At 69.9% G+C, this 25,904-nt stretch carries 27 protein-coding genes; 11 read left to right on the forward strand and 16 right to left on the reverse strand.

What is annotated here, in order from left to right; genetic code table 11:
* Positions 1-318: 318 nt before the first annotated feature.
* Entirely contained in the window at positions 319-1,062 is a 744-nt protein-coding gene (locus tag EAS64_RS38180) for a class I SAM-dependent methyltransferase (protein WP_145861276.1), read from the reverse strand.
* Positions 1,063-1,218: 156 nt separating this feature from the next.
* Here EAS64_RS38180 and EAS64_RS38185 point away from each other — a divergent pair, with 156 nt between their 5' ends.
* On the forward strand, positions 1,219-1,623 hold the full coding sequence (locus EAS64_RS38185) for a DUF302 domain-containing protein (RefSeq protein ID WP_145861278.1): 405 nt from the start codon (positions 1,219-1,221) through the stop codon (positions 1,621-1,623).
* A gap of 52 nt (positions 1,624-1,675) precedes the next feature.
* Here the strand turns inward: EAS64_RS38185 and EAS64_RS38190 are convergent, their stop codons facing one another.
* On the reverse strand, positions 1,676-2,416 hold the full coding sequence (locus EAS64_RS38190) for a DUF899 family protein (RefSeq protein WP_145861280.1): 741 nt from the start codon (positions 2,414-2,416) through the stop codon (positions 1,676-1,678).
* Between the two features lie 176 nt (positions 2,417-2,592).
* Here EAS64_RS38190 and EAS64_RS44210 point away from each other — a divergent pair, with 176 nt between their 5' ends.
* Complete coding sequence (locus EAS64_RS44210; RefSeq protein WP_187366477.1) at positions 2,593-2,688, forward strand: SHOCT domain-containing protein; 96 nt, start codon at positions 2,593-2,595, stop codon at positions 2,686-2,688.
* A gap of 192 nt (positions 2,689-2,880) precedes the next feature.
* The gene (gene glnII, locus EAS64_RS38200) at positions 2,881-3,903 is read left to right on the forward strand and encodes a glutamine synthetase (RefSeq protein ID WP_145861284.1); all 1,023 of its coding nucleotides are present in this window, start codon (positions 2,881-2,883) and stop codon (positions 3,901-3,903) included.
* A 170-nt stretch (positions 3,904-4,073) separates the two neighbouring features.
* On the opposite strand, the gene EAS64_RS38205 is transcribed toward glnII, so the two are convergent.
* Positions 4,074-5,132: a glucose 1-dehydrogenase gene (locus EAS64_RS38205; RefSeq protein WP_187366478.1), complete on the reverse strand. Its 1,059-nt coding sequence runs from the start codon at positions 5,130-5,132 to the stop codon at positions 4,074-4,076.
* A 112-nt stretch (positions 5,133-5,244) separates the two neighbouring features.
* Between EAS64_RS38205 and EAS64_RS38210 the strand changes: the two genes are divergently transcribed.
* Positions 5,245-6,657, forward strand: coding sequence for a dihydrolipoyl dehydrogenase family protein (locus EAS64_RS38210; protein ID WP_145861288.1), 1,413 nt, complete (start codon positions 5,245-5,247; stop codon positions 6,655-6,657).
* 34 nt (positions 6,658-6,691) lie between these two features.
* Here EAS64_RS38210 and EAS64_RS38215 read toward each other — a convergent pair whose 3' ends face one another.
* From EAS64_RS38215 to EAS64_RS38260, 10 genes are read right to left on the reverse strand one after another with little or no spacing between them, the layout of a single operon-like run.
* On the reverse strand, positions 6,692-7,681 hold the full coding sequence (locus EAS64_RS38215; RefSeq protein WP_145861290.1) for an acyl-CoA dehydrogenase family protein: 990 nt from the start codon (positions 7,679-7,681) through the stop codon (positions 6,692-6,694).
* A 3-nt stretch (positions 7,682-7,684) separates the two neighbouring features.
* Entirely contained in the window at positions 7,685-8,833 is a 1,149-nt protein-coding gene (locus EAS64_RS38220; RefSeq protein ID WP_145861292.1) for an acyl-CoA dehydrogenase family protein, read from the reverse strand.
* Entirely contained in the window at positions 8,830-9,669 is an 840-nt protein-coding gene (locus EAS64_RS38225) for an enoyl-CoA hydratase (protein ID WP_145861294.1), read from the reverse strand. Before EAS64_RS38225 ends, EAS64_RS38220 begins: the two co-directional genes overlap by 4 nt.
* On the reverse strand, positions 9,669-10,664 hold the full coding sequence (locus EAS64_RS38230) for an acyl-CoA dehydrogenase family protein (RefSeq protein ID WP_145861296.1): 996 nt from the start codon (positions 10,662-10,664) through the stop codon (positions 9,669-9,671). Before EAS64_RS38230 ends, EAS64_RS38225 begins: the two co-directional genes overlap by 1 nt.
* 1 nt (position 10,665) lies before the next feature.
* Positions 10,666-11,802, reverse strand: a complete 1,137-nt coding sequence (locus EAS64_RS38235; RefSeq protein ID WP_145861298.1) for an acyl-CoA dehydrogenase family protein — start codon at positions 11,800-11,802, stop codon at positions 10,666-10,668.
* Positions 11,802-12,569, reverse strand: a complete 768-nt coding sequence (locus EAS64_RS38240; RefSeq protein ID WP_145861300.1) for an enoyl-CoA hydratase family protein — start codon at positions 12,567-12,569, stop codon at positions 11,802-11,804. Before EAS64_RS38240 ends, EAS64_RS38235 begins: the two co-directional genes overlap by 1 nt.
* A gap of 9 nt (positions 12,570-12,578) precedes the next feature.
* A complete protein-coding gene (locus tag EAS64_RS38245; RefSeq protein ID WP_145861302.1) occupies positions 12,579-13,358 on the reverse strand; it encodes an SDR family oxidoreductase in 780 nt (259 codons plus the stop codon).
* Entirely contained in the window at positions 13,358-14,443 is a 1,086-nt protein-coding gene (locus EAS64_RS38250) for an NAD(P)H-dependent flavin oxidoreductase (protein ID WP_145861304.1), read from the reverse strand. The genes EAS64_RS38245 and EAS64_RS38250 overlap by 1 nt, the downstream gene beginning before the upstream one ends.
* Positions 14,440-15,195 carry a CoA-transferase subunit beta gene (locus EAS64_RS38255; RefSeq protein ID WP_145861306.1) on the reverse strand — a complete coding sequence of 252 codons (756 nt, stop codon included), beginning with the start codon at positions 15,193-15,195 and terminating at the stop codon, positions 14,440-14,442. Before EAS64_RS38255 ends, EAS64_RS38250 begins: the two co-directional genes overlap by 4 nt.
* The gene (locus EAS64_RS38260; protein ID WP_222849925.1) at positions 15,192-16,037 is read right to left on the reverse strand and encodes a CoA transferase subunit A; all 846 of its coding nucleotides are present in this window, start codon (positions 16,035-16,037) and stop codon (positions 15,192-15,194) included. Before EAS64_RS38260 ends, EAS64_RS38255 begins: the two co-directional genes overlap by 4 nt.
* Positions 16,038-16,135: 98 nt before the next feature.
* Between EAS64_RS38260 and EAS64_RS38265 the strand changes: the two genes are divergently transcribed.
* The 3 genes from EAS64_RS38265 (at position 16,136) to EAS64_RS38275 (ending at position 19,401) form a co-directional block, all read left to right on the forward strand.
* Positions 16,136-17,671, forward strand: coding sequence for an aldehyde dehydrogenase family protein (locus EAS64_RS38265; protein WP_222849909.1), 1,536 nt, complete (start codon positions 16,136-16,138; stop codon positions 17,669-17,671).
* A gap of 358 nt (positions 17,672-18,029) precedes the next feature.
* Entirely contained in the window at positions 18,030-18,860 is an 831-nt protein-coding gene (locus EAS64_RS38270; protein WP_145861310.1) for a class I SAM-dependent methyltransferase, read from the forward strand.
* Positions 18,861-18,879: 19 nt separating this feature from the next.
* Positions 18,880-19,401, forward strand: a complete 522-nt coding sequence (locus EAS64_RS38275) for a hypothetical protein (RefSeq protein WP_145861312.1) — start codon at positions 18,880-18,882, stop codon at positions 19,399-19,401.
* Between the two features lie 47 nt (positions 19,402-19,448).
* On the opposite strand, the gene EAS64_RS38280 is transcribed toward EAS64_RS38275, so the two are convergent.
* Entirely contained in the window at positions 19,449-20,096 is a 648-nt protein-coding gene (locus EAS64_RS38280) for a TetR/AcrR family transcriptional regulator (protein WP_145861314.1), read from the reverse strand.
* 51 nt (positions 20,097-20,147) lie between these two features.
* On the opposite strand from EAS64_RS38280, the gene EAS64_RS38285 reads away from it, so the two are divergent.
* Complete coding sequence (locus EAS64_RS38285) at positions 20,148-20,453, forward strand: hypothetical protein (protein WP_145861316.1); 306 nt, start codon at positions 20,148-20,150, stop codon at positions 20,451-20,453.
* A gap of 532 nt (positions 20,454-20,985) precedes the next feature.
* Here the strand turns inward: EAS64_RS38285 and EAS64_RS38295 are convergent.
* Entirely contained in the window at positions 20,986-21,915 is a 930-nt protein-coding gene (locus EAS64_RS38295) for an SDR family NAD(P)-dependent oxidoreductase (RefSeq protein ID WP_145861317.1), read from the reverse strand.
* Positions 21,916-21,917: 2 nt separating this feature from the next.
* On the reverse strand, positions 21,918-22,673 hold the full coding sequence (locus EAS64_RS38300; protein WP_145861319.1) for a glucose 1-dehydrogenase: 756 nt from the start codon (positions 22,671-22,673) through the stop codon (positions 21,918-21,920).
* A 191-nt stretch (positions 22,674-22,864) separates the two neighbouring features.
* Here EAS64_RS38300 and EAS64_RS38305 point away from each other — a divergent pair, with 191 nt between their 5' ends.
* The 3 genes from EAS64_RS38305 to EAS64_RS38320 all read left to right on the forward strand — a co-directional run bounded on the left by EAS64_RS38305 (position 22,865) and on the right by EAS64_RS38320 (position 25,850).
* Positions 22,865-24,469 carry a GMC family oxidoreductase gene (locus EAS64_RS38305; RefSeq protein ID WP_145861321.1) on the forward strand — a complete coding sequence of 535 codons (1,605 nt, stop codon included), beginning with the start codon at positions 22,865-22,867 and terminating at the stop codon, positions 24,467-24,469.
* Between the two features lie 303 nt (positions 24,470-24,772).
* Positions 24,773-25,135, forward strand: coding sequence for an SDR family oxidoreductase (locus EAS64_RS45275; protein WP_222849910.1), 363 nt, complete (start codon positions 24,773-24,775; stop codon positions 25,133-25,135).
* Positions 25,116-25,850: a hypothetical protein gene (locus EAS64_RS38320; RefSeq protein WP_145861323.1), complete on the forward strand. Its 735-nt coding sequence runs from the start codon at positions 25,116-25,118 to the stop codon at positions 25,848-25,850. Before EAS64_RS45275 ends, EAS64_RS38320 begins: the two co-directional genes overlap by 20 nt.
* Positions 25,851-25,904: the final 54 nt, after the last annotated feature.

Below are 25,904 nucleotides of genomic sequence, written 5' to 3' on the forward strand. Positions count from 1 at the left end.
TCATCGCGGACCTCTCTGGTGACTGCGTCCGTGCCCACAGCGGCAGCGGCAGGCAGACTATAGGCGCGGATTATGGCCGAGTTATCGAACAATCGGTACACGGCTCGTTCGTAAGCACGCAGGCCGGTATATAACCCGGATCGTAAAACGGCAGCATCACCGTCATGCGCGCATCCTGGTATGTCAGCCTCGCTGCGGAGGAAGGCTGCCTTCCGCCAATTGCGCGAGCTGATCACCGCCCTGGATACAGACAGCTGAAGCGCTGAGGAGACCCACCTACCCGGGCGGTGTCTTCACCAGTTGCGGCGCCAGGTCTTCCTAAGGTGCGGGTTCGCCACGGTCTGCCGGGGAGTCGGCCCTGCGCGCGAGGACAAGCCGGTACCGCGGGCTGCCGTCCCTGCGCTGGCCGAGAGCGGTCAATGGGACTGTCGTCACGGTGAACCCCGATGCCGTCAGGTCGTCGCGGACCGCGGGCAGTGGCCAGGTGCGGTAGTACATGACGAACGGGGGGCGCCACACGGCATTGCGGGCCCGCATGGCCAGGTCGAACCCGAGCAGTGCCCAGTACCAGCGTGAGGTGGGCGGGGGCAGCGCGAAGACCGGGAAAGCGAAAACCCCGCCGGGCCGCAGCGCGCGGTGCACGCCGGTGAACAGGCTGGGCCGTTCGGATGGCAGGAAGTGCCCGAACGCCCCGAAACTGACTGCCAGGTCGAAGGCTGCGGCGAACGGCAGGGCCTGGACGTCGGCCCGCACCCACCTGGCCTGCGGGTGCGCACCGCGTGCCTGCGCGAGCATGCCCGCGCTGAAGTCGGTGCCCACCGCAGGTTCCTGGCACACGGAGCTGAGGACCCGCATGCCCGCGCCGGTGCCGCAGCACACGTCCAGTCCCCGGCCGAAGGGGCCGAGTGGGCGCAACGCGTCGGCGGTGGCCTCAAGCACGCCATCGGGGGTGCGGAACGGCGAACGGTCGAACTTCGGTGCGAGCCGGTCATAGCCGCCCTCAACCGAGGAGAGCGCTTGTACCGTCAGTTCACGCAGAGACGGACCCCGAGACGAGGACACCGCCCGAGCGTATTTCCCGACACCAGACGTGCACCAGCCCCGGAGTCGTCGGATCGAGCCCCCGGTCGCGTGGGTGCATCTCTTGAACGAGAAAATCAGGCAACGACCGGCGCGGTGAGCCCGGCACAAGTGCGCCTCACTTCGAAAGGAAGCCTGATGCCAGACAGCACGCAGTCTTCGGACGGGGTCATCACCAAACCCAGCAGTCAGTCCGTCCCGCAGACCATCGACGAACTGAGGCGTGTGATGGCGGATCGGGGCTTCACGGTGTTCAACGTCATCGATCACAGCGGCGTAGCCGAACGAGCTGGTGTGCAGATGCCCGACTCGAAACTCGTTATGTTCGGGAAGCCGGCTGTGGGAGCGGCGGCGATGCTCGCGGCGCCGCTCGCCGCGCTGGATATCCCGCTCAAGGTGCTGGTCTGGCAGGACAGGAACGGAGCAGTATCAGTGAGTTACAACTCACCGGGGTTTCTGGCCGAGCGGCACCATCTCGAGGGTGCACTGCGTGCGCCCTTCGACGCAGTTGAGTCGATCGTTGAGGCACTACTTGGTGGATAACTTGCGCTGATCCGAGCGGGCGACAGCCGCTCGGCGCGATTGGGCCGAGCGGCTACGCGTATTGCATCGCTGGGAAGTCCGGATCGCTCCCGCGCCCGCCCGGCGTCATGTCCAGGACATTCCAGATCGGCCAGATCGAGTCGACATGCCGGGGCTCTTCGCCCTCGTCCCGCGGCGCGAACATCAGCTCGGTCGCCCACCGGTGACGGAACCCGTCGCCATCGCGCGTGAACACGTTCAGGACCGGGCTCTGCTCGCCATCTGGCGATTCGGCGTTGTAGTCGAGGTTGTAGTTGTTGTTCCGCGAGGACAGCAGCCGCAGATTCCGCCAGCCGCGTTCCCGCGCGAAGTTACCGATCCGAGCCGGATCCGACTTGGCGACCACCACGAAGTTGAGCGGGCGGACGAGGTGCCGGGCAGCGCCGTCGAGCGAGTCCAGGATTGAGGTACACGACGGGCACGGCGTCTCGGCGAGCGGCAGCCGGGCCGTCTGGCCCTCCGCGGGACCCGGTCTGGTGTCGCCCGACCAGCGCGGGAACATGAAGCTGTAGATGACCAGGGTGTCCTTGCCGGGCGCGAATAGCTCGGAGAACCTCACCTGGCCGCCCCCATCTGCCGTCTCGTCAAAGACGTAGTCGTGCGGGATGGCACCACCGGGGGGCAGCGCGCGACGCTGCGCGGCGACCCGCTCGATCGCCCGCCGCAGCTCGATCTCCGCCGCCAACAGCCGGTTGCGTGCGAGCCGGTATTCGTCTGACTCGCCGGGGAACCGGGTGGCCGGGTCTACAGACATCAAGCTCAGCCTAGTCTGTTTCTGCGGCGGGCGGGTGGGCGACCGGTCGATCACCTGCCGGGCATGAGCTGGGGCGCGGATGTTGGGGCTTCAATCGGCCTGTACTTCGTGCCCGTCCTGCCCTACGGGACAGACGACTACCTGGTGTGCCCTGTGTGCAGCCGTGGATATCCCACTTGCGCAAGCTCGCGCAGCTGCACGACGACGGCGTGCTTTCCGACGCCGCCTATACGGCCGCCAAGCGTCGCATCCTGCAACACGACAAGCAGTGACCAGCGCGGACGCCTGCCAGATGGCCCGTGACCTCTGCCACGTTCAAGCTGATTAACCTGCCGTTCACACAGGGGCAATAACCGGGAAATTGTTAGCTGTGAATCTCTTCAAGCGACCGCGGACGTCTCCAGTGCAGTGGAGCACCGCCGTGCGCCACCGCGAGCTTCCCACCCATTGCAAGGACTGCGCCCGTGAGCTTCAAGGCTGAGTACATCTGGATCGACGGCACCGAGCCGACCGCCAAGCTTCGCTCCAAGACCAAGGTCTTGACGGACGGCGGGCAGCCAGGCACCTGGGGCTTCGACGGTTCCAGCACCAACCAGGCCGAGGGCCACGCCTCGGACCGCGTGCTCGTGCCGGTGTTCACCTGCCCGGACCCGATTCGCGGCGGCGACGACATCCTGGTGCTCTGCGAGGTTGAGAACGTCGACGGCACCCCGCACGCGAGCAACACCCGCGCGGTGCTGCGCCCCATCGCTGAGCAGTTCGCCGCTCAGGAGGCGATCTTCGGCATCGAGCAGGAGTACACCTTCTTCAAGGGCTACCGTCCGCTGGGCTTCCCTGAGGCCGGTTTCCCGGCCCCGCAGGGCGGTTACTACTGCGGCGTCGGCGCCGACGAGGTCTTCGGCCGTGAGGTCGTCGAGCTGCACCTGGACCGCTGCCTGGCCGCCGGCCTGGCGATCTGCGGCATCAACGCCGAGGTCATGCCCGGCCAGTGGGAGTTCCAGATCGGCCCGGTCGACGGCCTGACCGCCTCCGACCACCTGTGGGTCGCCCGCTACCTGCTCTACCGCACCGCCGAGGAGTTCGGCATCTCCGCCACCCTGGATGCCAAGCCGGTCAAGGGTGACTGGAACGGTGCGGGCGCGCACACCAACTTCTCCACCAAGGCCATGCGCGAGGGTTACGACGCGATCATCACCGCGTGCGAGTCGCTCGGCGCCGACCAGGACAAGGTCCTTGAGCACGTAGGCCAGTACGGCCACGGCATCGAGGAACGCCTGACCGGCCTGCACGAGACCGCCCCGTGGAACGTCTACAGCTACGGCGTCTCGGACCGAGGCGCCTCGGTGCGTATCCCGTGGCAGGTCGAGGTGGACAAGAAGGGCTACATCGAGGACCGGCGCCCGAACGCGAACGTCGACCCGTACGTGGTCACCCGCCTGCTGATCAACACCTGCTGCTCCGCCTTGGAGAAGGCCGGCCAGGTCTGATCCTCGGTTCCTAGTCTCGGGGAATGATACTGATCTGCGTCAGGGGCGCGGCGGGCCCGCTTGTTAGCGGGGCGCCGCGCCCGTGCAGGCGGAGCTGGACCTTGAGCCAGTACCGGCCGGGCGGCGGCATCGCCGGTGAACGCCGTAATCGGCGCACCGGCGGACGAGCGCTAGGGTGACACGTCCGGGAAGCCAAGGACGGTCTTGATGTCGTCGGGCCTGCGCGCGTAGGCGTCGGGCCACTGGTCCAGCGGCACCTGGCGGGTGATCAGGTCGGCAAGCCACCGTGGGTCGGCCTGAGCCAGCGCCTTGGCGGCCAGTTCGTAGTGCTCCCGGTTGGCGTTGACCGAGCCGAACAGGACCGAGTTCCGCAAGACCATGTTCCGGTTGAGCAGCCCGGGGTCGATGACCGATTCGGTGCCGACCGCGGAGACTCCCGTGAGGCAGATGATCCGGTAGCGCGGGTGCCGCGATTTCGCGTCAAGCAGCAACTGGATGAAGCCGGTGCACTCGATGACGATGTCCGCCTCCGCGGCCGCCTCGGTGAGGTCCCCGCTATGGACATAGGTTGCCCCGAGCCGCCGGACCATCTCCGGCTTGCGGCCTTCTGTGACCAGGTCGAGCACGTAGGTCTGGTGGCCGCGCTGTACGGCCAGCAGAGCGGCCAGCAGCCCGATCGGCCCGGCGCCGGTGATTAGCACTGCCTCCGGCGCCCAGGCGGCCCGCCGCCCGATCTTCTCGATGTGGTCCCAGGCCTTGGCCACCACGGTGGCGGGCTCGAGCAGCACGCCAAGGACGCCGAGAGCGGGGTCCACCGCGACCAGGTGCTCGGGATGGATCCGGTAGCGCTCGGACGCATAACCGTGCCGGCCCTTGATGCCCCGCTCGGTGTACCGGTCGTTAATGCACATGTCCCAGTGCCCCGCCGCGCACGCCGGGCAGGGCACCGGGTCACGCCGGCGCACGATGCCGACCACCAGATCCCCGGCCTTGAACCCGGTGTCCGGGGCGGCTTCGGCCACGCGGCCCAGTGATTCGTGCCCCACGATGAGGCGTTCCTGTCCTGGCGGCGCTGTCCCGTACTCGCCGTTGATGATCTCCAGATCGGTGCCGCAGATGCCGATGGCCCGCGTCCGCACCAGGACCGGCCCGTCCTCCTCGGGGGGCTCGGGCATGTCCGTGAGCGCGACGGAGTCTTGCTTGCCGGGGATGACCGTGATGGCGCGCATGGCGTTCACCCTGGCGCCCGGTGGACACCTCAGCATCACCCGCGTGGGGTGAAGAGCAGGCGATGGCGCTCAAGCTAGCATCCGTGATCATGACTCATGCTGAGGCGCCACCGTGAGGGTGCTAGTGGTGGGCGCAGGCCCCGCGGGCGCGACCGCCGCGCTCCAGGCGCGGGAGCTGGGCGCCGACGTCACGCTGCTTGAAGCTGAGCAGGTCGGCGGGACCAACATCAACCGCGGGCCGACGCCGGTTCGCACCCTGGCCCGGGCCGCCCGGCTAGCCAGGGACTGGTCCTCCTGGGAACGTTTCGGCCTGCAGGGCCCACGGCCGGTACCCAACCTGGACGCGGTGCTGGCTAACAGCGCACGGGTCGCCCGGTACGCCCACGACAAGAAGGACATCGCGGGCCGTCTGCGCCACGGCGGGATCGAACTGGCCGACCACCTCGGCCCTGTCCAGTTCACTGACCCGCACACGGTGGCAGCAGGCGATGGGCGCAGCTGGTACGGGGACCGCGTCATCGTCGCGGTCGGCTGCCGCGCGGCTCCGCTGCCGGTCCCGGGTGGTGAGCTGGCGCTGACCTACCTGGACATCCTGACCCTCAAGGCCCTGCCGCGCGAGGTCGCGGTCATCGGCGGAGCCGACACCGGCTGCCAGATCGCCTCGATCTTCGCCGACTTCGGCGCCGATGTCCTGCTCGTCGAAGCTGGTCCCCGTCTCGTGCCAGGCGCGGACGCCAGCATCTCAGCCGCGCTGAGCCTGGCGTTCGAAGCCAAGGGCATGAAGGTCGCCACCGGCACGAGGGTCCAGGCCCTCGAACCCGGCGGCGGCCAGGTCTCCGTCCGCTTCGCCCCCGGCGGCGCGGTCCAGCACGCGACGGCCGAGGCGGTGTTCGCCGCCGTCGGCTGGCCCGCCAACCTCCGGGACCTCGACCTTGACGCCGCCGGGGTCGACAGCGGCCCGCGTGCCATCCCGGTCGATGACTACCTGCGCACCAACGTCGGACACATCTTCGCCGCCGGGGACGTCAACGGCCGGACGAAGCTCGTCCAGACTGCCCGGCTCGAAGGACGCACCGCCGCCTGGAACGCCGTGCGCGGCCCGAGCCGTCAGATGGCCTATGCGGCGGTGCCCAGCGGGAGCTTCACCGATCCCGAATACGGCTCGGTCGGCATGACCGAGGACCAGGCCGCCCGCGATCACGAAAGCGCGGTAGGGATCGCGCGCTATGACGATCTCGTCCGGCCGGTGGCAGACGGCCGCCCGGACGGCTTTTGCAAGCTGATCGCCGACCGGCGCACCCACGCCATCCTCGGCGCCCACGTGCTCGGCGAATACTCCGCGGAAACCGTCCAGGTCGTGGCTACCGCCATGGCGGCGGGCATGAGCGTGGAACAACTCGCCGAGATGCAATTCGCCTTCCCCACCTTCACCGAGGCCGTTAGCATGGCGGCCCAGAAGGCCTGCCGCGCCATCGGCATCGGGCAGTTCCCGCCCGCCTGGAGCTACCTCGGACCCGAGGAATGAACCGCCGGCAGGCTGGCCGACCGGGTGAAACAGCTCAGCACAGCCCCGCGCGCTGACTGACCAGCCGCCGCAGTTCGGCCGGGGTGCCGTGCAGCAGCTGCGACGTCTTGGCGCGCTTGAGGTAGCGGTGGGCCTCGTGCTCCCAGGTGAACCCGATCCCGCCGTGCAACTGGATCATTTCGGCGGCCACGTGCCAGAACACGTCGACGCAGTGCCGTTTGGCCAGCGGCCCGAGCACCGCCAGTTCCGCCGGCGACCCGTCCGGGGACGCCGCCGCGCGCACGGCGGCGTACGCGGTCGCCCGCGCCGAGGCCACCTCTACCGCGAGGTCCGCGCACCGGTGCCGCAGCGCCTGAAAGGCGCCGATCGGCCGGCCGAACTGCACGCGGGTGTTGAGGTAGCCCACGGTGACGTCCAGGCAGTGCGCGGCCGCGCCGGCCGACTCGACCGCCAGCATGACGCGCAGCAGTTCTTCTGCCCGCTCGGCGGCGCAGCCGGCCGCAAGCGCCGGGGCATCGCGGAACTCGACCGCGGCCTGCGACCTGCTCTGGTCCAGGGTGTCGGCCGGCGTGACGACCGCGTCCGCGGCCCGGACGGCGAACAGCGCGTCCCCGGTGCGGACGACGAACAGGTCGGCCTCCGCGCCATCGAGTACGTGCTGCGCGACGCCGGTTAGCCGGCCGCCGGAGGCGGTCACCGAGTCGCCGAGCGCGAAAGCGGCGCGCAGCGCGCCGGACGCGATGCCGGGCAGGAACTCGGCGCCAGGCACCGCACCGCCCTCGCTGAGTACCGCGCCGGCCAGTGCGGTCGACAGGTAGGGCGCCGGCAGCAGCACCCGCCCGGTCTCCTCGACCGCGACGGCGACCTCGGCCAGGCCGGCGCCCGCCCCGCCGTAGCATTCGGGGACCGCCAGTCCGGTGAGCCCGAGCTCTCCGGTGAGCCGCGCCCACGCCTGCGAGTCGTGGTGCTTGCCAAGGAAGTCGCGTACCGCCTCGCGCAGGGCGGCCTGTTCCCGAGTGTCCATGCGCTATCCCCTGGGCAGGCCGAGCCCGCGCTCGGCGACGATGTTCCGCTGGATCTCGTTCGACCCGCCGAAGATGGTTTCGGCACGGGAGAACAGGAACAGCCGCTGCATGTCGGTCAGGTCGTAGCCCGGGCCGGCCAGCGTCGCGTCCGCGCCCGCCACGTCGGCGGCAAGTTCCCCGAGGCGCTGGTGCCACGTCGTCCACAGCAGCTTGGTGATGTTCGCCGCGACACCGCCCTGGTTAGGGACCGCGAGGGTGTCCTCTGCCGTGAACCGCATGACCTGCAGCGCGATCCAGGCGTCGGCGACCCGCGCGGCGATGTCGGAATCGTGGATGCTCCCGTTGCCGCGGGCCGCGGTGAGCACGGCGTCGAACTCGCGCTGGAAGCCGATCAGCTGGCCGAGGTTGGAGACACCGCGTTCGACGCCGAGCATGCCGAGCGCGACCCGCCAGCCGTCGCCGGGGGAGCCCGCCACGTTGCCCGCGGCGGTGCGCGCGTCGTCGAAAAACACCTCGTTGAACTCGGCGGTGCCGGTGATCTGCTTGATCGGCCGGATCTCGATACCCGGCTGGCGCACCGGCACCAGCAGGCAGGACAAGCCGCGGTGCCGGTCGGAGCCCGCCACCGTTCGGGCGAGCAGGAAGCACCAGTCCGCGACATGGGCCAGCGAAGTCCATATCTTCTGCCCGTCGATGTGCCACTCATCGTCAACCAGTGACGCCCGCGTCCGCAGCCCCGCGAGGTCGGATCCGGCCCCCGGTTCTGAGTACCCCTGGCACCACAGCTCGGTGCCGGCCGCGATCCCCGGCAGGAAGCGCGCCTTCTGCTCCGGCGTACCGAACATCAGCAGCGTCGGCGCGACCAGCTGCTCGCCGATGTGACCGACGCGCCCCGGTGCGTTCACCCGCGCGTATTCCTCATAGAAGATGACCTGCCTGTGCCACGGCAGGCCGCGCCCGCCGTCTTCCTCGGGCCAGCCGAGGCCGATCCAGCCGTCCGCGCCGAGGCGCCGCTCCCAGGCCATGCGCTCGGCGACGAACTCGTGCGCGCGACCGGTGCCGCCCTTGCCGACGAGGCAGGCGAACTCGGCCGACGCCAGCTGAGTCGTCAGCCACCCGCGCACCTCGGCGCGGAACTGCTCGTCGTTCACGAGCCACCGCCGTCGCGCATCGACCGCGCGTCGTGCCCCGCGAGCGAGTCCGTCCCCGTCTCGGCGTTGTGCGCGTGCGCCAGGTGGTGCAGCCCGAACACCGAGTCCATCCCCACCTGCAGGCCCATCGCGTCCTCGGCCTGGTTGACCGCCTTCTTGGCGAGTGCCAAGCCGAGCCGCGGCATCGCGGCGATCTTCTCGGCGATCTCGGTGACCTCCTGCGCCAGCCTCATCCGCGGCACCACCCGGTTGACCATGCCGAGTTGCAGCGCGCGGGCGGCGTCGACCCGCTCGCCGAGGAACAGGAACTCCTTCGCCTGCCGCGGCCCCATCACCCAGGGGTGCGCGAAGTACTCCACGCCGGGGATGCCCATCCTCACCACCGGGTCGGCGAAGAACGCGTCGTCCGCGGCGACGATGAGGTCACAGATCCAGGCGAGCATCAGCCCGCCGGCGATGCACGCCCCGTGCACCTGCGCGATCACCGGCTTCGGCAGTTCGCGCCACCGCCGGCACATCCCCAGGTAGACCTCTTCCTCGCGCGCGTACCTGCTCTCCGCCCCGTCCTTGCCGACGTGGTCCCACCACAGGCCAGCCCGCCGCGGGAACGACTGGCCGATGTCCCTGCCCGGCGTGCCGATGTCGTGGCCTGCGGAGAAGTGCTTGCCCTCGCCGGCCAGGACGATGACCTTGACCTCGTCGTCGGCGGCGGCCGCGTAGAACGCGTCGTCGAGCGCGTAGGTCATCGCCGAGTTCTGCGCGTTCCCGTACTCGGGACGGTTCATGGTGATGCGGGTGATCGCCCCGCAGCGCTGCGTGCGCACGACTTTAGCCATCAGGCCACTCCTAGCGAATCGGCGATCAGGGCCCGGTGCGCGGCGGGGTCGCCCCAGGCCGCTGCCAGTGCCCACACGCGCTTGGCGAACAGGTGCAGTTCGTATTCGGTCGTGTAGCCGAGCGCGCCGTGACACTGGATCGCGGTGCGCGCGACGAACTGGGCGGCCTCCGTGGCGAGCACCTTCGCCGCCGAGGTTTGCCGGCCGGCGTCGGCCGCGCCCGCGGCCTGTGCCCAGGCCGCAGCCAGCACCACCGGGCGGGCGAACTCGACGGCGACAAGTGCGCTGGCGAGCGCGTGCTTGACGGCCTGGAAGCTGCCGACCGGCACGCCGAACTGCTCGCGCTGCTTGACGTAGCCGACGGTCAGGTCGAGCATCCGCAGCGCCAGCCCGGTGAGCAGTGCCGACGTGCCAAGCACCCCGCGCTGCCAGGCGGCCGCCGTCACCGCCGGGTCGTCGGTGAGCACGGTGCCGCCGTGGGCCGGCCCCGCCGCCGGCACCGCCCGGGCGAGCATCCTCGATCCGTCGACGGCCGTCTGGGGAATCAGATCAAGATCATTTCTCCCGAACGAGATCATGCTGTCACCATCGCGCGCCACGATGAGCCCGGCAGCCTGGCCGAACGGGATCAGGTCACCATGCCTGACGGCCACCAGGGTGTCGCCCGCCAGGATGTCCGGCCGGGGCAGAAGCGGCGCCGCCACGGCGATCGTCTCCACCGCCGGCGCGGGCAGCCCGCTGCGTCCCACCTCTTCGAGCAGCGGCACCAGGCTGTTCTCGTCGAGCCCGAGGCCGCCGTGCTCTTCGGGTACCAGCGTGCCCACCGCGCCAAGCGCGGCGAGCTTGCGCCGCGCGGCGCCCGGCCGCTCCGCTTCAGTAAGCCCCTCGCGACCGGGCCAGCCCGCGCGGATCACCGCGGGTGTCACCTCGGCGGCGAGCAGCCCGGCGGCCGCGTCGCGCAGCGCCGCTGCCTCGTCGCTCAGCTCGAAGCGCACGTCACCTCCGCGGGCCCTTCGGCAGGCCGAGCAGCCGCTCGGCCACCACGTTCCGCTGTGTCTCATTCGTCCCGGCGTAGATCGGGCCGGCTAGCGAGAAGAGGAACCCGCGGGTCCACGGGCCGTCGACTTCCCCTTCGGTACCCAGGAGGGTTAGCGCGGTCTCGTGCAGCCGGACGTCGAGCTCTGACCACGCCAGCTTGGTCAGGCTTGCCTCCGGTCCGCTCGGCTTGCCGTCGGCCAGGCGAGTGACCTGCTGGAGCGTGAACATCTGGTAGGCCCGAGCCTCGATCCAGCACTGCACGACCCGGTCGCGCAGCGCCGCGGACGGGCGCTCGCGGTACAGGTCAAGCAGCCGGTCCGCGCTCGCCGTGAAGCGCCCGGGCGAGCGCAGCGTAAGTCCGCGCTCGGACCCCGCGGTCGCCATGGCGACCTGCCACCCCTGGTTGACGGAGCCGAGCACGTCGCTGTCGGGGACGAACACCTCGTCGAAGAACACGTCGGCGAACCCCTCGTCGCCGTCAAGCCTGGGGAACCCCCGGACAGTGACGCCTGGTGCGTCAAGCGGGACAAGGAAATAGGTCAGTCCCTGGTGCCGCTCGGCGGCGGGATCAGTGCGAAACAAGCCGAACAAGTGCGTGCAGAACGCCCCGCGCGTCGTCCATGTCTTCTGCCCGGACAACCGCCAGCCGCCGCCCGCCGCGTCCCGGACCGCCGTGCTGGCCACGGCAGCGAGGTCGCTCCCGGCACCCGGCTCGGACCAGCCCTGGCACCACAGGTCCTGCGCGGCGGCCATCCGGGGCAGGTAGCGATCCCGCTGCTCCGGCGTGCCGAACTCGAACAAGGCCGGCGCGAGCAGGAAGATGCCGTTCTGGGTGACCCGCTGCGGCGCCCCTGCGCGGTAGTACTCCTCCTCGAAGATCAGCCATTCCCACAGCGTCGCCTCGCGGCCGCCGTACTCCCTCGGCCAGGACACCACCGCCCACCGCGCCGCATGCAGCGCGCGCTCCCAGCCGAGGTGGGCGGCGAAGCCCGCCCGGGTGTCGCCGGAAGGCAGCCCGCGCGGCACGTTGGCGTCAAGCCAGCCACGGGCCTCGCCGCGGAACGCTTCCTCAGCCGGCGACCAGCGCAGGTCCATCAGTCAGTCCCGCCGCTGGGGCCGTTAGGGCCGTTAGGGCGGCCGAACGACTCGCGCAGCCGGTCGGACACGCCGGACAGGTTCAGCTCGAAGGTGAAGCCCTGCTCGTAGCGGTAGCTGCGCCGGACGTCCTGGAGGTCAATGCCGTTGAACGCCTCCTTCGCCATGCGGATCACTGCCGGGTCCTTGGCGGCGACCTCGGCGGCCAGCTTGAGCGCCGCCTCGCGCAGCTGGTCCCGCGGGACGACCGAGTAGACGGAACCGAACGCGTGCAGCTCGGCGGCCGTGGCGGTCGCGGAGGTGTACATCATGGCCCGCGCCCGATGCTGCGGCACGAGACGGGACAGGTGCGTGGCGGCGCCGAGCGCGCCGCGGTCCACCTCCGGCAGGCCGAACGTGGCGTCCTCGCTTGCCACGATGATGTCGGCGTTCCCCGCCAGGCCGATACCGCCGCCGAGGCAGAACCCGTGCACCGCCGCGATCACCGGCACGGCGCACTCGTACACCGCCGCGAAGGCCGCGAAGCAGCCGCGGTTCGCGCCGATCAGCGCCTCGAAGCCGCCCGCCTGGATCTCCTTGACATCGACCCCGGCGTTGAAACCGGGTCCCTCGGCGCGCAGCACGACCACGCGCACCCCGCCGTCCGACCCGGCGGACGTGACCGCGTGCGCCAGCTCGTACCAGCCGGCGACGGGCAGCGCGTTCACCGGCGGGTGGTCGATCACCACCTCGGCGATACCCGCCGCGTCAGTCTGGGTGCTGATCATCGCGCCTCCCTAGGGGTGCTGGCTGCTGACCGACACGATCTCCCCGGTCATGTAGGAGGAGTAGCCGCTGGCGAGGAAGACAATGACGTCGGCGACCTCCCAGGGTTCCGCCGCCCGGCCGAACGCCTCGCGCGCGGCGAGCTCGGCGAGCAGTTCCTCGCTTGAGGTCTTCGCCAGGTGGGGGTGCATGGCGATGCTCGGCGCCACCGCGTTCACCCGGACGCCGTGCGGTGCCGCCTCGATCGCCGCGCACCGGGTGAGCGCCATGACGCCGGCCTTCGCCGCGGCGTAGTGCGCCTGTCCCGCCTGAGCGCGCCAGCCGATAACCGAGGCGTTGTTGACGATCGCCCCGCTGCCGCGGGGGAGCATGTGCCGCAGCGCGGCCCTGGTGCACCGGAACGTGCCGTTCAGCGTCACGTCAAGCACGCGGTACCACTGCTCGTCGGTCATCTCCGCCAGCGGGGTGTTCCCGCCGAGGCCCGCGTTGTTCACCGCGACGTCGATCCGGCCGTACTCGGCGGCCACGGTGTCGAACAGCCGCCGCACGTCGTCTTCCACGGTCACGTCGCAGGCAATCGCCAGCGGTTTCTCGCCCGCGAGGTCGGCAAGCTCGTCGGCCGCCTCGCCCAGCCGTCGCAGGTGCCGGTCGCTGATCGCGACCCGCGCCCCTTCCTCGGCGCAGCGCCGCGCGGTGGCGAACCCGATCCCGGTGCCGGCCGCGGCGGTGACCACGACGGTCTTCCCCGTCAGCAGGCCGTGGCTGGCGTGCGGCTGCGGCTGCGGTGCCATCAAGAACCCTCCGGCCGGGCAAGGCGGGTGAGGATCGCGTCGGCCTGGGTCATGATGCGTTCGATGAGCTCGGCGCAGGTCGGCAGGTCGTCGATGACGCCCGCTACCTGCCCGCTGGCGAGCGTGCCGAGGTCGGTCCGCCCGTCGACTATGCTCGCGCGGAGCATCATGGGGGTGTTCGCCGCCATGATGACCGCGGGCCAGGACAGGCCGTGGTTTCGTTTCATGGCCACTCCCTCGCGGACAAGGTCCGCCCATGAGGTGCCGGACATCTTCCTGAACCCCGCCGCGTGCCGCACCGACCTGGCCAGCCGGGACAGCGAGCCGCCGCGCACCAGCCGGTCCGCGAGCTCGGTGCGCAGCACCCGCTGCGGCACGCCGTCGAGCACCGCTGTGACCACGGTGTCGGTCACGCCCCGGCGCAAGTATTCCTGCTTCACATGCGCGGGCACCGGGCTCTCCCTGGTGAGCAGGAACCGGGTGCCCATCGCGATGCCGGCGGCGCCGTAGGCGAGCGCGGCGACGAGCCCGCGGCCGTCGCAGAAGCCGCCGGCGCCGAAGACTGGGATGCTGACCGCGGCCGTGACCTGGGGGAGCAGGATGGAGGTGGGGACGCTCCCGGTATGCCCGCCGCCCTCGCTGCCCTGCGCGACGACCGCGGCTGCGCCGAGCGCCGCGACCTTCTCCGCGTGCCGCCTGGCGCCGATCGAGGGCATGACGACAAGGCCGGCCTCGGTCAGCTCGCGGATGACCGACTCGTTAGGCGCAAGCCCGAACGAGGCGACCCGGACGCCGTGCTTGATGAGCAGCCCCGCGCGTTCGGGCAGGTCAGGCGAGTCGCCCCGGAGGTTCACGCCGAACGGCGCCGCAGTGAGCTCCTTGGTGCGGGCGATCGCCGCCTCCGTCTCGGCCACCGTGAGGGTCGCGCTGGCCAGCACGCCGAGTCCGCCCGCGTTACACGTGGCGGCCGTCAGTTCGGGCGTCGACACCCAGCCCATGCCGGTCTGCACGATCGGGTACCGGATGCCGAGCAGGTCGCAGGCGGCGGTGCGCAGTCCCGGGTGAATGGGAGCGGGGTGGCTCATGACACCTCCCCGCGCCGGGTGTCGCGGGGATCGATGACCTGGCGGATGAGCCGGAGCTCCTCGTGTGTCGGCATCCTGGTCTGCGGCACGTCGCCGTTGACCGCCAGGTCGAAGCCGGTGCTGGCGACGACCTCGGCCACGCTGACTCCGGGATGCACAGAAACGAGCCGCATCGTGTGGTCAGGCGAGCGGAAGTCGAGCACCGCCAGGTTCGTGACGACCCGCCGCAGCTCGTGGAACCGGCTGGCGGCGGGCCCCGCCGCCGCCGCGCTGTTGTAGCCGATCCCCGAGATGACGTCGACCTTCGGCACGAACGTTCGCGGCTGGTGCCTGGGTACCCAGTAGCTCGTCGGGTGGTTGACGCTGTTGCCCGGCGCGCCGCGCATGCCGATCAGCTGACGGGCGGGGCGCGCGAAGTCGCCGATCGCGGAGATGTTCACGTTGCCGAACCGGTCGATCTGGCTCGGGCCCATCATCACGTGCCGCTTGCCGGCCGCGAGGAGGTCGAACACCGCACGGAAGGGCACCCAGCCCTCGGCCGGCCCGTCCGGTGGCTCGCCGACCGCCCAGCAGCCGGCCACGAACGTCGCCTCCCCGTCCGAGAGCAGCAGGTCGGGCGCGAACGTGGCCCGGGCCAGCCGCGCGCCGATGGTGGGGACGATGCCGAAGGAGCTCGCCACGATCTCACCGTCGCCCCGCCACGCCTCGGCGCACGCGACAACGCACACTTCGGCCCTGGTCGCGCCGCTCATGAAGGTACCGCCCGCGAAGCGACCGCCCGCTGGTAGTCCGCTTCGCTGCCCCCCAGGTACGCGGCCGTGAACGCCGCCCATTTGGCGGGATCGGCGGCTGCCGCCGCGTAGCCGCGCTGGAATGCCTCGTCGCGCTCGTAGTCAGGTGCGCAGGAGGTGAAGTGCGCGCCGTTCGGTGCCTCCACGACGCCCTCGATCATCCACCGGTGGATGCGCAGCGACGCGAGCCCGCCGGCCGCGAGCAGTTCCCCGGTGAGGACGATCCGCTCGCAGGACACGTACGCGTGCTCGGCGGCGGTCGCGAAGAGGTCATCGAAGTACAGGTCGGGCCCCAGGAACTGCGCGTTGCCGGTGGCGTCGGCGCGGTTCAGGTGAATCAGCGCGGCGTCGAGCGGCAGTGCGGGGACCGCGAGCAGTTCCTCGCGGTCAGCGTAGGGCGAGGTAACCGTGCGCAGTTCCGGGTTGAGCCGCGGGACGTCAGATCCGAGTCCGGCCCTGGTCGGCAGGAATGGCAGCCGCAGCGATGCCGCGTACAGCGCCCACTGCAGCATGCCCTCGTCGTACTCGGTGACGTCCACGGTCCCCGACTCGCGGGCGGCGCGGAAGTGCGGCTCGAGCGGAATGGAGTCGAGCGACACGAAGCCGTAGACCAGCCGCTTGACCTTGCCCGCGGCGCACAGCAGGCCGACGTCAGGGCCGCCGTAGGAGACGATCGTCAGGTCGCGCAGGTCCGAGCGCAGGATCGCCCGGATCAGCGACATCGGCTTGCGCCGCGACCCCCAGCCGCCGATCCCGATGGTCATGGCCGGGCGCAGCCTGGCGACTACCTCGTCCTCGGTCATCCGCTTGTCCGCCACCTCCTCAGCTTCATCTAGCAAGCGCTTGGTTGACAAGCCTCCCGCTGCGCGCAGCACTGGTGTAGGCTCCCATTAAATAGAACATGTTCTACTTTAGCGAGGCTGTCATGGTCGCGTCCATCAAGCCGTACGCCGACGAGCTCGCCTTGACTGACGGCCGCATGCTGATCAACGGCGAGTGGGTCACGGCCGAGTCGGGCGCGACCTGGAGCCACACGCATCCAGCGACGGGGGAGCGGGTCGCCGAGTTTCCCGTCGCCGGGCCGGCCGACGTCGACCTGGCCGTACGCGCCGCGCGACGGGCGTTCGACGAGGGCCCGTGGCCGCATGCCCGGGCCGGCGAGCGCGGCCGGGTGCTGCGCGCGATCGCGGACCTCGTCCGGGCGCACGGCGACGAGCTGCTGCGGCTCCAGGCGCTCGACAACAGCGTCCCGCTGAGCTTCGGCGAGATCTACGCGGTGTCGGCCGAGTTCGTGGCCGACGTCTTCGAGCACCACGCCGGCTGGGCCGACAAGCTGGCCGGTGAGACGCTGCCGCCCTTCCAGGGCGGCGACCACATGGTCTTCACGCTGCGCGAGCCGGTCGGCGTGGTCGGCGCGGTGATCCCGTGGAACGCGCCGCTGCCGCTGTTCGCCCAGAAGGTGGCGCCGGCGCTGGCGGCCGGCTGCACGATCGTGGTCAAGCCATCCGAGTACGCCACGTTCGCGGTGCTGCGGCTGGCCAGGCTGATCGCCGAGGAGTCGGGGCTGCCTGCGGGCGTGCTCAACATCGTCACCGGCCCAGGCGAACCCACCGGCGACGCTCTGATCAGCCACCCCATGGTGGACAAGCTGTCGTTCACCGGCAGCCGCGCGATCGGCCAGCGAGTCATGATGGCCGCGGCCGTCGGATGCAAGCGGGTGAGCCTGGAACTCGGCGGCAAGAGCCCGGCGGTCGTCTTCGCCGACGCGGACGTCGGCACCGCCGCCGCGGTCACCATGGGCACCGTCACCCTGGGCCTGTCCGGTCAGGTCTGCGCGGCGCAGACCAGGGCGCTGGTGCACCGGGACGCGCTCGATGAGTTCCTCGCGACCGCCGAGGTGATCGCGGGCATGGTCAGCTACGGCAACCCGTTCGACCCGGAGGTCACCTCCGCGCCGCTGATCAACACCAGGCAGCTTGACCGGGTCCTCGGCCTGATCGCCCGCGGGCAGGAAGAGGGCGCCCGGCTGGTCTGCGGCGGCACCAGGGAGGCGGGCGACCTCGCGGTGGGCAACTTCGTCACGCCGACGCTGTTCGCCGACGTGTCCAACGACATGAGCATCGCCCGGGAGGAGATCTTCGGTCCGGTGCTCTCCGTCATCCCCTTCGATGACGAGGACGAGGCGTTGCGGCTCGCCAACGACACCGCCTATGGGCTCGCCGCCACCGTGTGGACCTCAGACATACGCCGGGCGATGCGGCTGACCAAGGCCATCCGCGCCGGCACGGTCGGCATCAACGGCTACCAGCTCGAGCCGAACGCGCCGTTCGGCGGCTTCCAGCAGTCGGGCATGGGCCGCGAGGGCGGCCGCGCCGCGATCGAGTCCTACACCGAGCTGAAGACCGTCCTGCTCCCGCTAACCGACGAGATGATCTGACCTCCGCACGCCTCAGGTCGCTTGACAGGCTGGCAGACAGCGCGTCGAGGCAGACCGGACGGCTTAACGCCGCCGAGAATGGAGTCATGGCCGCTGCTGATGTTGAGAAGTTCCGGGTGGTCTTCGACTTGTGTGACGCTGAGGTGCGAATCTACCGGCAGAGGCACGATGGGCGGTCATCGGCGGTCTGGCGGTCTATCCGAAGACCTAGCCGCCATCATCGGCCAAGCCCAGAAGTAGCCAAGGTATCGGCATCCCGCGCCCGATTCGCTCGATCACGGCGGCGTTGGTAGCAGGCGCAGAGCCCTGATGGCAGGATGGCCGGTGACAGCGTCAGGGCAACCAGGGGGCGGGCGGTATGCCAACTGAGCGGGCACTGGGTCAGCATGCACAGCGGGCAGCGAGCACGTATGGAGCAGCGGCCGATCACTACGGCCTTGCCTCGCTGGGCTTCTGGGACCGATACGGTGCCGCCACGGTGTCCCGGCTGACGCTCCCCGCTGGCGGCCTGGTACTCGATCTTTGCTGTGGCGCCGGGGCGTCAGCGATCCCTTCCGCCCATGCCGTCGGCGCGACAGGGCGCGTTCTTGGCATCGACGTGGCGGCGCCCTTGCTGAAGATGGCCAGGGCCAGGGCCCTTCGCGAGCGCCTGGTTGATATCGAATTCCGCCATGGCGACGCGCTCGAGACGGGATTGCCTGACGGCAGCTTCGACGCGGTCGTGTGCGTGTTCGGCGTTTTCTTCGCCTCCGATATGACGGCGTTCGTGAGGGAGATGTGGCGACTGGTCAAGCCCGGCGGCGTGCTGGCCGTCACCACCTGGGGGGCGGGCCTGTTCGAGCCGGCCAATAGCATTTTCTGGGCGGCTGTCGGCGCCGTCGAGCCGTCCCTGTTCAAGGCCTTCAACCCGTGGGACGTGATCACCACCCCCGAGTCCGTCGCCGGCCTGTTCTCCCGGGCCGAGGTGCCGAACCCCGCCGTCGCAGCGGTCCCAGGCCAGCACCATCTGGAACATCCGGACAGGTTCTGGGAGATCGTGCTCGGGTCAGGCTACCGGGCCACCGTTGACGCCCTTGCTCCCGGGCAATATGACCGCGTCCGCAGCCTAGTGCTCAGCGAACTGCGATCGGCCAGGGTGACAGCCGTGCGCACCGACGTAGTCTTCGGAACAGCCGATCGGCCGCGATAACCGTGACAGGCGTGAATTAGTGGCTGAACACGCGAAATTGCTGGAGTTGGCGGGCAGCGGCCTCGATCTCCTCGGTCTGGCCGCCGGCTGTTGGTATGTAGCCACCCGATACCGAGAGCGAGTCATCGCCGACGCGGACCGCAATTTGTCCTTTGGCGCATCCGTATCCGTGACGGATCCGGTAAGCGAGGCCCGGCCCGACATCCTGCTCCTGAGGGGGGAGTCCGGAGCGGAAACCGATGAGGAAACAGATGCCGAAGGGCTTCTGGCGCCGCAGATGGCTGAATCTCTTGGACTGATCTTCCGCTGGTGGGAACGGGGCTGGCGGAACGCGCGCACCGTTGGCTGGCCCGCCGTAGTCCTTTGCGCTCCTGTCGGGCTGGTGCTGCTGGCCGCCGCGCTGGTCTGGTCGGCCCTGCTGCTCCCGGTCGTTACTGTCAGGTATCTATCGGACACCGGGAAGGATTTCCGGCTCCGGATCGCAGTCCTCGCCTTTGCGGCCGGAATCGTCACGCAGATACTGGGGGCCACGATCGGTTAGCACTGAACCTGTAGCGGAACGGTCGTGCGGTGAGCATCGGGGCCGGGCTAGTCGGCCAGGAGCAGGCGCTGCCAGGTATCGGCGAGGAAGTGCTCGTAGCGTTCCGGGGTCCAGCCGCGCTGGCCGGCGAGCAGTTGGTAGAGCTCGGGAGCGTTGGTGGCCCACACGATGTCGGCGGCTTCGCCGGGTTCCACGCGGAGCGTGCCGACCGCGGCGAGTGCGTCGATGAAACGGCGCATGTTCGCCGCCCGCCGCTCGGCGATCTCGCGCCACAACTCGGCGAGTTCCGGCTCTGCCGGGGCGGCTTGCTGGACGATGCCGAGGACGGGGGCGAGCCGCCCGGCGATCTGCCGCATCGCGGCGGCGTAGATGGCGATCCGCGTTCGGGCGTCGGGTGCGGCCTGGATCGCACGCACGTAGTCGCGTCCATCGGCGGGGATGGCCTGGCTGGTGCCGGAGATCGCGGTCTCGATTAGCAGCCGGGCCAAGTCGGGCTTGCGGCCCACGGAGGCGTAGACGGTGTCGAGCGCGACGCCAGCCTGGGCGGCGATCGCCGTCATCGTGGTCGCGGTGTAGCCCTGGCGGGTGAACAGGTGCAGGGCGGCGTCAAGGACCGCGGTGCGGGTGCGCTCCGCCGCCTGGCGGCGCTTGGGTGCGTCGTACCGCCGCTTGACGGGGGGCTGCTCGGGGTCCATGATGACCATATTAATCCGAATCTGGTTCGGATCAAAATGAGGGGCGAGCACATGACCTACGCATTCACCTACGACGTGCCGATCAACACGGAGATCTACGCCCGGATCAGGGCTGGCATCGGCCCGGAGCGACCGACTGGCCTGATCGCCCACCTGGCCTACGGCATCGAGAACGGCCTGCGCTACGTCGAGGTCTGGCAGTCCAAGGACGACTGGGAGGCCTTCGAGCATGACCGGCTCCACCCCGTCGTCCACCCCATGCTGCAGGAGATGCTCGGCTTCGTGCCGCCCGAGCCGCCGCGCGCCACGCTCGACATCATCGACGCTTGGACGGCCGACCACTCCCTCACGCCCTGACCCCCGCCCAAGGTGGGGTGCCTCGCGGTCCATAGCAAGCCGCCCAGGCCAGTCGATAATGATTAGCGTGACGATCCGATACGAGGAAGTGCTTGGCCCGTTGCGTGAGGCGTACGACGCGCGCGCGGCATGGCGTGACGGGCTGAGCAAGCAACCGTGGAAGCTGGCAGAACGGCAAGCGTTCCGGGAGCGGCTGACGCCGGGCATCCGGTTGCTGGAGATCGGTGCCGGCACCGGGCAGGACAGCGCCTACTTTCAGGAGGAGGGCTTTGCAGTCGTAGCGGCCGACCTCTCGGCGGTGATGGTCGAGCACTGCCCCGGTGGGCTGTTCTTCGTCGGGGTGTACGGCCGGAACGAGAGTGCCGAAGGCCCGATCCACGATGACTCGCACGTGCCGCCGCGCTTCTTCTCCTGGCGCACAGACGAGCAGTTGCTCGGCTTCGCGGCTAACGCGCGGTTCGATGTCGTGGACTTCCATCCCGTGGACGTCGGCAACGCCTACCGGTTCCAGTCGCTGACAGTGCGGCGTGCTTTAGCCGAAGCCGATCGTCTCGGTGGCCAGGGCCATCGTTTCCATGTAGGCGAAGCCCGGGGCGTCCGGCGAACTGTCGGCGAACGCGCCGGCCAGGGCGTCGTGCACGGCGGGCAGCGTCCACATGCCGTCGGGCGTGTCCGCGCGGAAGACCGCACGGATGCTCGGCGGGTTCATGACGGCGGCGACGCCGCCGTGCACGACGAACACCTCGCCGTTGATCCGTTCCGCCGCGGGGCTCGCCAGGTAGGTCACCAGGGGCGTCACGTGCTCGGGGTCGAGCGGGTCGGGGCCCTCCTCGGGCGGCGGGCTCACCAGCCCGGCGATCATGGCGGTACGGGCGCGCGGGCAGATGGCGTTGGCGCGCACGCCGTACCGCGCGCAGCCGCGGGCGGTGGACACCGTCAGGGCCGCGATGCCGGCCTTGGCCGCGGCGTAGTTCGGCTGACCCGGCGAGCCGAGCAGGAACGCCTCCGACGAGGTGTTCACAATCCGCGCGTAGACCGGGCCGCCCGCCCGCTTGCTCGCCTCCCGCCAGTGCGCGGTCGCGTGCCGGGTGGTGACGAAGTGGCCGCGCAGGTGCACCCTGATGACCAGGTCCCATTCCTCGGCCGACATCGTGAAGACCATCCGGTCCCGCAGCACTCCGGCGTTGTTGACGAGGATGTCCAGCCGCCCGTAGGCGTCAAGCGCATCCCGCACCAGCCAGTGGCCGGTTTCCCAGTCGCCGATGTCCCCCCTGCGGACCACCGCCTCGCCGCCCCCCGCGGCGATCAGCGCGGCCGTCTCCGCGACCGGGTCGCCCGGCAGGTCGTTGAGCACGAGCAGCGCGCCGGCCCTGGCGAGGGCGACCGCCTCCGCCCGGCCGAGTCCGTTGCCCGCCCCGGTCACGATGGCCACCTTGCCAGCCAGCGACAGCGCGTCGTCCATGGTCAGTACCCCGGTCCCGACAGCACGCCGCCGTCGGCGACGAACTCGCTGCCTGTCGAGTAGGACGACTCGTCCGAGGCCAGGTACGCCACCAGGCGGGAGATCTCGGCGGGCTCGGCGAACCGGCGCAGCGGCATGCTGCCGAGGAAGCGCTCGCCGTCACGGCCCGATTCCGCCTGGTCAAGGACCATCCGGGTGAGCACCCCGCCGGGATGCACAGAGTTGACCCGGATGCCGAACTGGCCGAGTTCCTGCGCGGCGGCCTTGGTCATCCCGCGGATCGCGAACTTGCTCGCGCTGTAAGCGGAAAGGCCCGCCGCCCCGGTGAATCCCTCGATCGAGGAGACGTTGACGATCGAGCCGCCGCCCGCCTTGGTCATCGGGCCGATCACCGCCTTCATGCCAAGCCAGCAGCCCACCGCGTTCACCTCGAGCACCCGCCTGAAGTCGGCGAGCGGCATGTCGGCGATCGGCGCGAAAGTGAGGATGCCGGCGTTGTTCACCAGCACGTCGAGGGAGCCGAAGGCCTCAAGCGCGAGCGTGATCGCGGCGTCCCAGTCCGCCTCGCTTGTGACGTCGTGGTGCAGGTACCTGCAGGACTCGTCGCCGAGCTTGGCGGCCACGTACGCGCCCTTGTCGTCGAGCAGGTCGCCGAAGACCACGCGCGCGCCCTCGGCGACGAAGTGCCGCACGTGGGACTTGCCCATGCCCCTGGCGCCCCCGGTGATCAGTGCGACCTTGCCGTCGAGGCGGCCCATGTGCCCTCCGCTTGACTTGTCGAATCGCTAGAACGTGTAGCAACGCCATCTTGTTGTCGGCCACACCATGAACAGCACGGTTCGCCGACAATAGGAAGCCGCACCCGTTCATCATATTAGAACGTGTTCTTGTCTTGAAGATGGCGTTGGCGTAGAGTCCCGAGCACCGGGCGAGCTGCTGCGAGGACCTGATGGAACACAGCGCGGATTACGTCGTCGCCGGCGCGGGCAGCGCCGGATGCGTGCTGGCGCGGCGACTTGCCGAGTCGGGCGCCAGCGTCATCCTGCTTGAGGCGGGCGGCCCGGACCGCACCCGCCTTGTGCGCAAGCCTGGGATGATCGCGATCTTCCACAACGTGCCGGCCCTGAAGAAGCGCCTGGACTGGGGCTACTACACCGTTCCGCAGCCGGCCGCGCTCGGCCGCCGGATCCCGCAGCCGCGCGGCCGGGTGCTCGGCGGCTCCGGCTCGATCAACGGGATGGTGTTCGTCCGTGGCAACCAGCGGAACTACGACGACTGGGCCGAGGCCGGCTGCAAGGGCTGGTCCTTCCGCGACGTGCTGCCCAGCTTCAAGCGCATGGAGGACTGGGAAGACGGCGCGAGCGAGCTGCGCGGCGGCGGCGGCCCGGTGCGGGTCACCAGGCAGCGGGACCTGACCGGGGCGTCGGAGAAGTTCATCGACGCGATGGCCGCCACCGCCGGGGTTGGCCGAATCGACGACTACAACGGCGCGTCGCAGGAAGGCGTTTCCGTCATGCAGCAGAACGCCGCGGACGGGCTGCGCTACAGCTCATCGATCGGCTACCTGAACAAGCAGGATCTGCCAGGCCTGACGATCATGACCCGCACGCACATCGCGCGGATCGTCATCGAGGGCGGGCGCGCCGTCGGCGTCGAGGTCACCACGGAAACCGGGCGGGAGACCGTCAGGGCCGTCAAGGAGGTGATCGTCTGCGCGGGCGTCTTCGGCTCGCCGCAACTCCTCATGCTGTCCGGCATCGGCCCGGCCGCGCACCTGCGCGAGCACGGCATCGACGTCATCGCCGACCTGCCCGTGGGCGACAACCTGCACGATCACATGTTCGTCCCGCTGACCTACGTCATGAAGACTGCCCGCAACCGCGGCACAACGCCGTACTTCGTCGGCGGGATCCTCAGCGAGGCGGTCCGCGGTGACACCTGGATGGGCCGCAGCGTCTTCGAGATGGTCGGCTTCGTGCGCAGCAGCCTGGCCGGGCCCGTCCCCGATATCCAGCTCCATGCGCTGCCCTGGTCCTACCCGTTCCCCAACCAGGACGCACCAACCAGGCACGTGGTCGACAAGCGCCCCGCGCTGACTATCTTCTCCACGCTGATCTACCCCAAGAGCCGAGGCACGCTCCGCCTCGCCTCCGCCGACCCAGCCGCAGAGCCGCTCATCGACCCGGGATACCTGACCGAGCCGGACGACACCACCGTCCTGCTGGACGGGATGGACCTCATCCGCGCCGCGATGAGCCACAAGCTGGTCGCCGGCGACGTCGAGCTCGAGCTGTCGCCTGGAGCCGACTACCGCGACCGCGCCGCGCTGGCCAAGGAGGTACCGAACCGGGCGACCTCGGTCTACCACGCGGTCGGCACCTGCAGGATGGGCACGGACGAGCGGGCGGTCGTCGACCCGGCGCTGCGCGTGCTCGGCGTCGACGGGCTCCGGGTGGCTGACGCCTCGGTCATGCCCGCCATCACCGGCGGTAACACGAACGCCCCGGCGATGATGATCGGCGAGCACTGCGCGAGCCTCATGCTCCGCGGCTGAGTAAGCGTGCCGCACCACGAGAGACAGCCTCGGCAGCAGCTTCTCTGACCGCCGTAGGAATGGCCGACAACGATGGTCGGGCCGTCCTGGCGGGCAAGCACCTGGCGCAGCCGGGCAACATCGGCGGCCAGCGAGGACTCCGGAAGCCGCGGCCGCCCATCGCCGGTCTGCCTTCCTGGGCCGTTTCCTCCGCCAAGTCGCCGGGCAGGAGGACCGGGGAGCGATCCGACTCGTCCCGCGACTGCGCCCGGGACGATACCAAGACCGAGACCGAGCATGGCACGCCTCGGAAAGGAATCAGCCATGAAGCTCACAGTCCTCGGCGGTACTGGACTGATCGGCTCCCAGGTGGTCCAGGGGCTCACCGCAGCCGGGCACCAAGTCGTCCCCGCGGCACTGTCCACCGGCCTCGACCTGATCACAGGCAAGGGCCTGGACCAGGCACTGGAAGGTGCCGAAATCGTGGTCAACGTAGCGAACTCGCCGACATTCGACGAAGCCTCCCTGGGCTCCTTCCGCACTTTCATGAACGTTCTCGCCCGTGATTGGCGACGTGCTTATCGCGGGCCCGGACGCGCACCTGGCACACACGCACTACCAGGACTGGATCAAGACGGCCCGGTGACGGGGCGAGAGGAGAACTTCCATGACCGAAGCCAGCCTTGAGCAGAACATGGCAGCGGCTCACCATGAGCATCTGGTTCCCGGCCGGGAGATCCACTTGCAGGACATGCGTGGCTACCGGTTCTGCGAAGTGGGCCTGATCACTGGCACCAGCCAGGACAACGCCATCGCCAACATCTGGAACACCACCGGCGTGTGCGACCCGACACCCGAGCAATTCGACGCACTCGACGCCGACACCATCGCGCGTGAAAACGGAGCCCTGCATGCCTGGCTCAACCCGATAAGGCACTGGATGTTCGACCGGCTCGACGTCCTGGAAGCCGGCGACGACAAGACCTTCGGTGGCGTCACAGGCACCTGGACGGGCGTGGCGGGCGCGGCAACGATGATGCAGGCCACCGTCCAGGGCAGCTACTACCCCGGCTACGTCTCCCGCAACAGCACCTCCACCTTCAACAAAGGAAGCCAGGTCTACGTGCTCGCAGCCCCCGACGGTGAGGCGTTCATCATGCAATCCTCCGCTGAGCACCGGGAGCCGGTGCTCAGCGACGACAACCTCGCCCATCTCGCCAGTCGGCTCGCCCTTCCCCACGGCTGGGGTTTCCGTGCCGAGACGCTCGACGAGGACCTGGAGGTCTCGTCCAATCCCGACCACCTCGCACACGTACTGCAGGACAACCTGCACAACGCCTACCAGGGCTCGGACGCCGGCCGAGCATTCACCCGCTTCTGTGAGCAGGACTCGCTGTGGTAGGCACTGCTACGGCAGTAGGTGCCCGGGGCGCCACAAGCGTCAGCGTGACGGTCT

Source organism: Trebonia kvetii (assembly GCF_007827045.1).
GTDB classification, from domain to species: domain Bacteria; phylum Actinomycetota; class Actinomycetes; order Streptosporangiales; family Streptosporangiaceae; genus Trebonia; species Trebonia kvetii.

What these genes read in the sequence shown, in the direction of transcription:
- EAS64_RS38215 (WP_145861290.1), bottom strand. Translation starts at nt 7,681, where the DNA reads ATGGACACTCGGGAACAGGCCGCCCTGCGCGAGGCGGTACGCGACTTC.
- EAS64_RS38280 (WP_145861314.1), bottom strand. Translation starts at nt 20,096, where the DNA reads ATGGACCCCGAGCAGCCCCCCGTCAAGCGGCGGTACGACGCACCCAAG.
- EAS64_RS38190 (WP_145861280.1), bottom strand. Translation starts at nt 2,416, where the DNA reads ATGTCTGTAGACCCGGCCACCCGGTTCCCCGGCGAGTCAGACGAATAC.
- EAS64_RS38225 (WP_145861294.1), bottom strand. Translation starts at nt 9,669, where the DNA reads ATGGCTAAAGTCGTGCGCACGCAGCGCTGCGGGGCGATCACCCGCATC.
- EAS64_RS38265 (WP_222849909.1), top strand. Translation starts at nt 16,136, where the DNA reads ATGTTCTACTTTAGCGAGGCTGTCATGGTCGCGTCCATCAAGCCGTAC.
- EAS64_RS38235 (WP_145861298.1), bottom strand. Translation starts at nt 11,802, where the DNA reads ATGGACCTGCGCTGGTCGCCGGCTGAGGAAGCGTTCCGCGGCGAGGCC.
- EAS64_RS38270 (WP_145861310.1), top strand. Translation starts at nt 18,030, where the DNA reads ATGCCAACTGAGCGGGCACTGGGTCAGCATGCACAGCGGGCAGCGAGC.
- EAS64_RS38250 (WP_145861304.1), bottom strand. Translation starts at nt 14,443, where the DNA reads ATGAGCCACCCCGCTCCCATTCACCCGGGACTGCGCACCGCCGCCTGC.
- EAS64_RS38305 (WP_145861321.1), top strand. Translation starts at nt 22,865, where the DNA reads ATGGAACACAGCGCGGATTACGTCGTCGCCGGCGCGGGCAGCGCCGGA.
- EAS64_RS38260 (WP_222849925.1), bottom strand. Translation starts at nt 16,037, where the DNA reads ATGACCGAGGACGAGGTAGTCGCCAGGCTGCGCCCGGCCATGACCATC.
- EAS64_RS38295 (WP_145861317.1), bottom strand. Translation starts at nt 21,915, where the DNA reads ATGGACGACGCGCTGTCGCTGGCTGGCAAGGTGGCCATCGTGACCGGG.
- EAS64_RS38185 (WP_145861278.1), top strand. Translation starts at nt 1,219, where the DNA reads ATGCCAGACAGCACGCAGTCTTCGGACGGGGTCATCACCAAACCCAGC.
- EAS64_RS38245 (WP_145861302.1), bottom strand. Translation starts at nt 13,358, where the DNA reads ATGGCACCGCAGCCGCAGCCGCACGCCAGCCACGGCCTGCTGACGGGG.
- EAS64_RS45275 (WP_222849910.1), top strand. Translation starts at nt 24,773, where the DNA reads ATGAAGCTCACAGTCCTCGGCGGTACTGGACTGATCGGCTCCCAGGTG.
- EAS64_RS38300 (WP_145861319.1), bottom strand. Translation starts at nt 22,673, where the DNA reads ATGGGCCGCCTCGACGGCAAGGTCGCACTGATCACCGGGGGCGCCAGG.
- EAS64_RS38255 (WP_145861306.1), bottom strand. Translation starts at nt 15,195, where the DNA reads ATGAGCGGCGCGACCAGGGCCGAAGTGTGCGTTGTCGCGTGCGCCGAG.
- EAS64_RS38320 (WP_145861323.1), top strand. Translation starts at nt 25,116, where the DNA reads ATGACCGAAGCCAGCCTTGAGCAGAACATGGCAGCGGCTCACCATGAG.
- EAS64_RS38285 (WP_145861316.1), top strand. Translation starts at nt 20,148, where the DNA reads ATGACCTACGCATTCACCTACGACGTGCCGATCAACACGGAGATCTAC.
- EAS64_RS38205 (WP_187366478.1), bottom strand. Translation starts at nt 5,132, where the DNA reads ATGCGCGCCATCACGGTCATCCCCGGCAAGCAAGACTCCGTCGCGCTC.
- EAS64_RS38240 (WP_145861300.1), bottom strand. Translation starts at nt 12,569, where the DNA reads ATGATCAGCACCCAGACTGACGCGGCGGGTATCGCCGAGGTGGTGATC.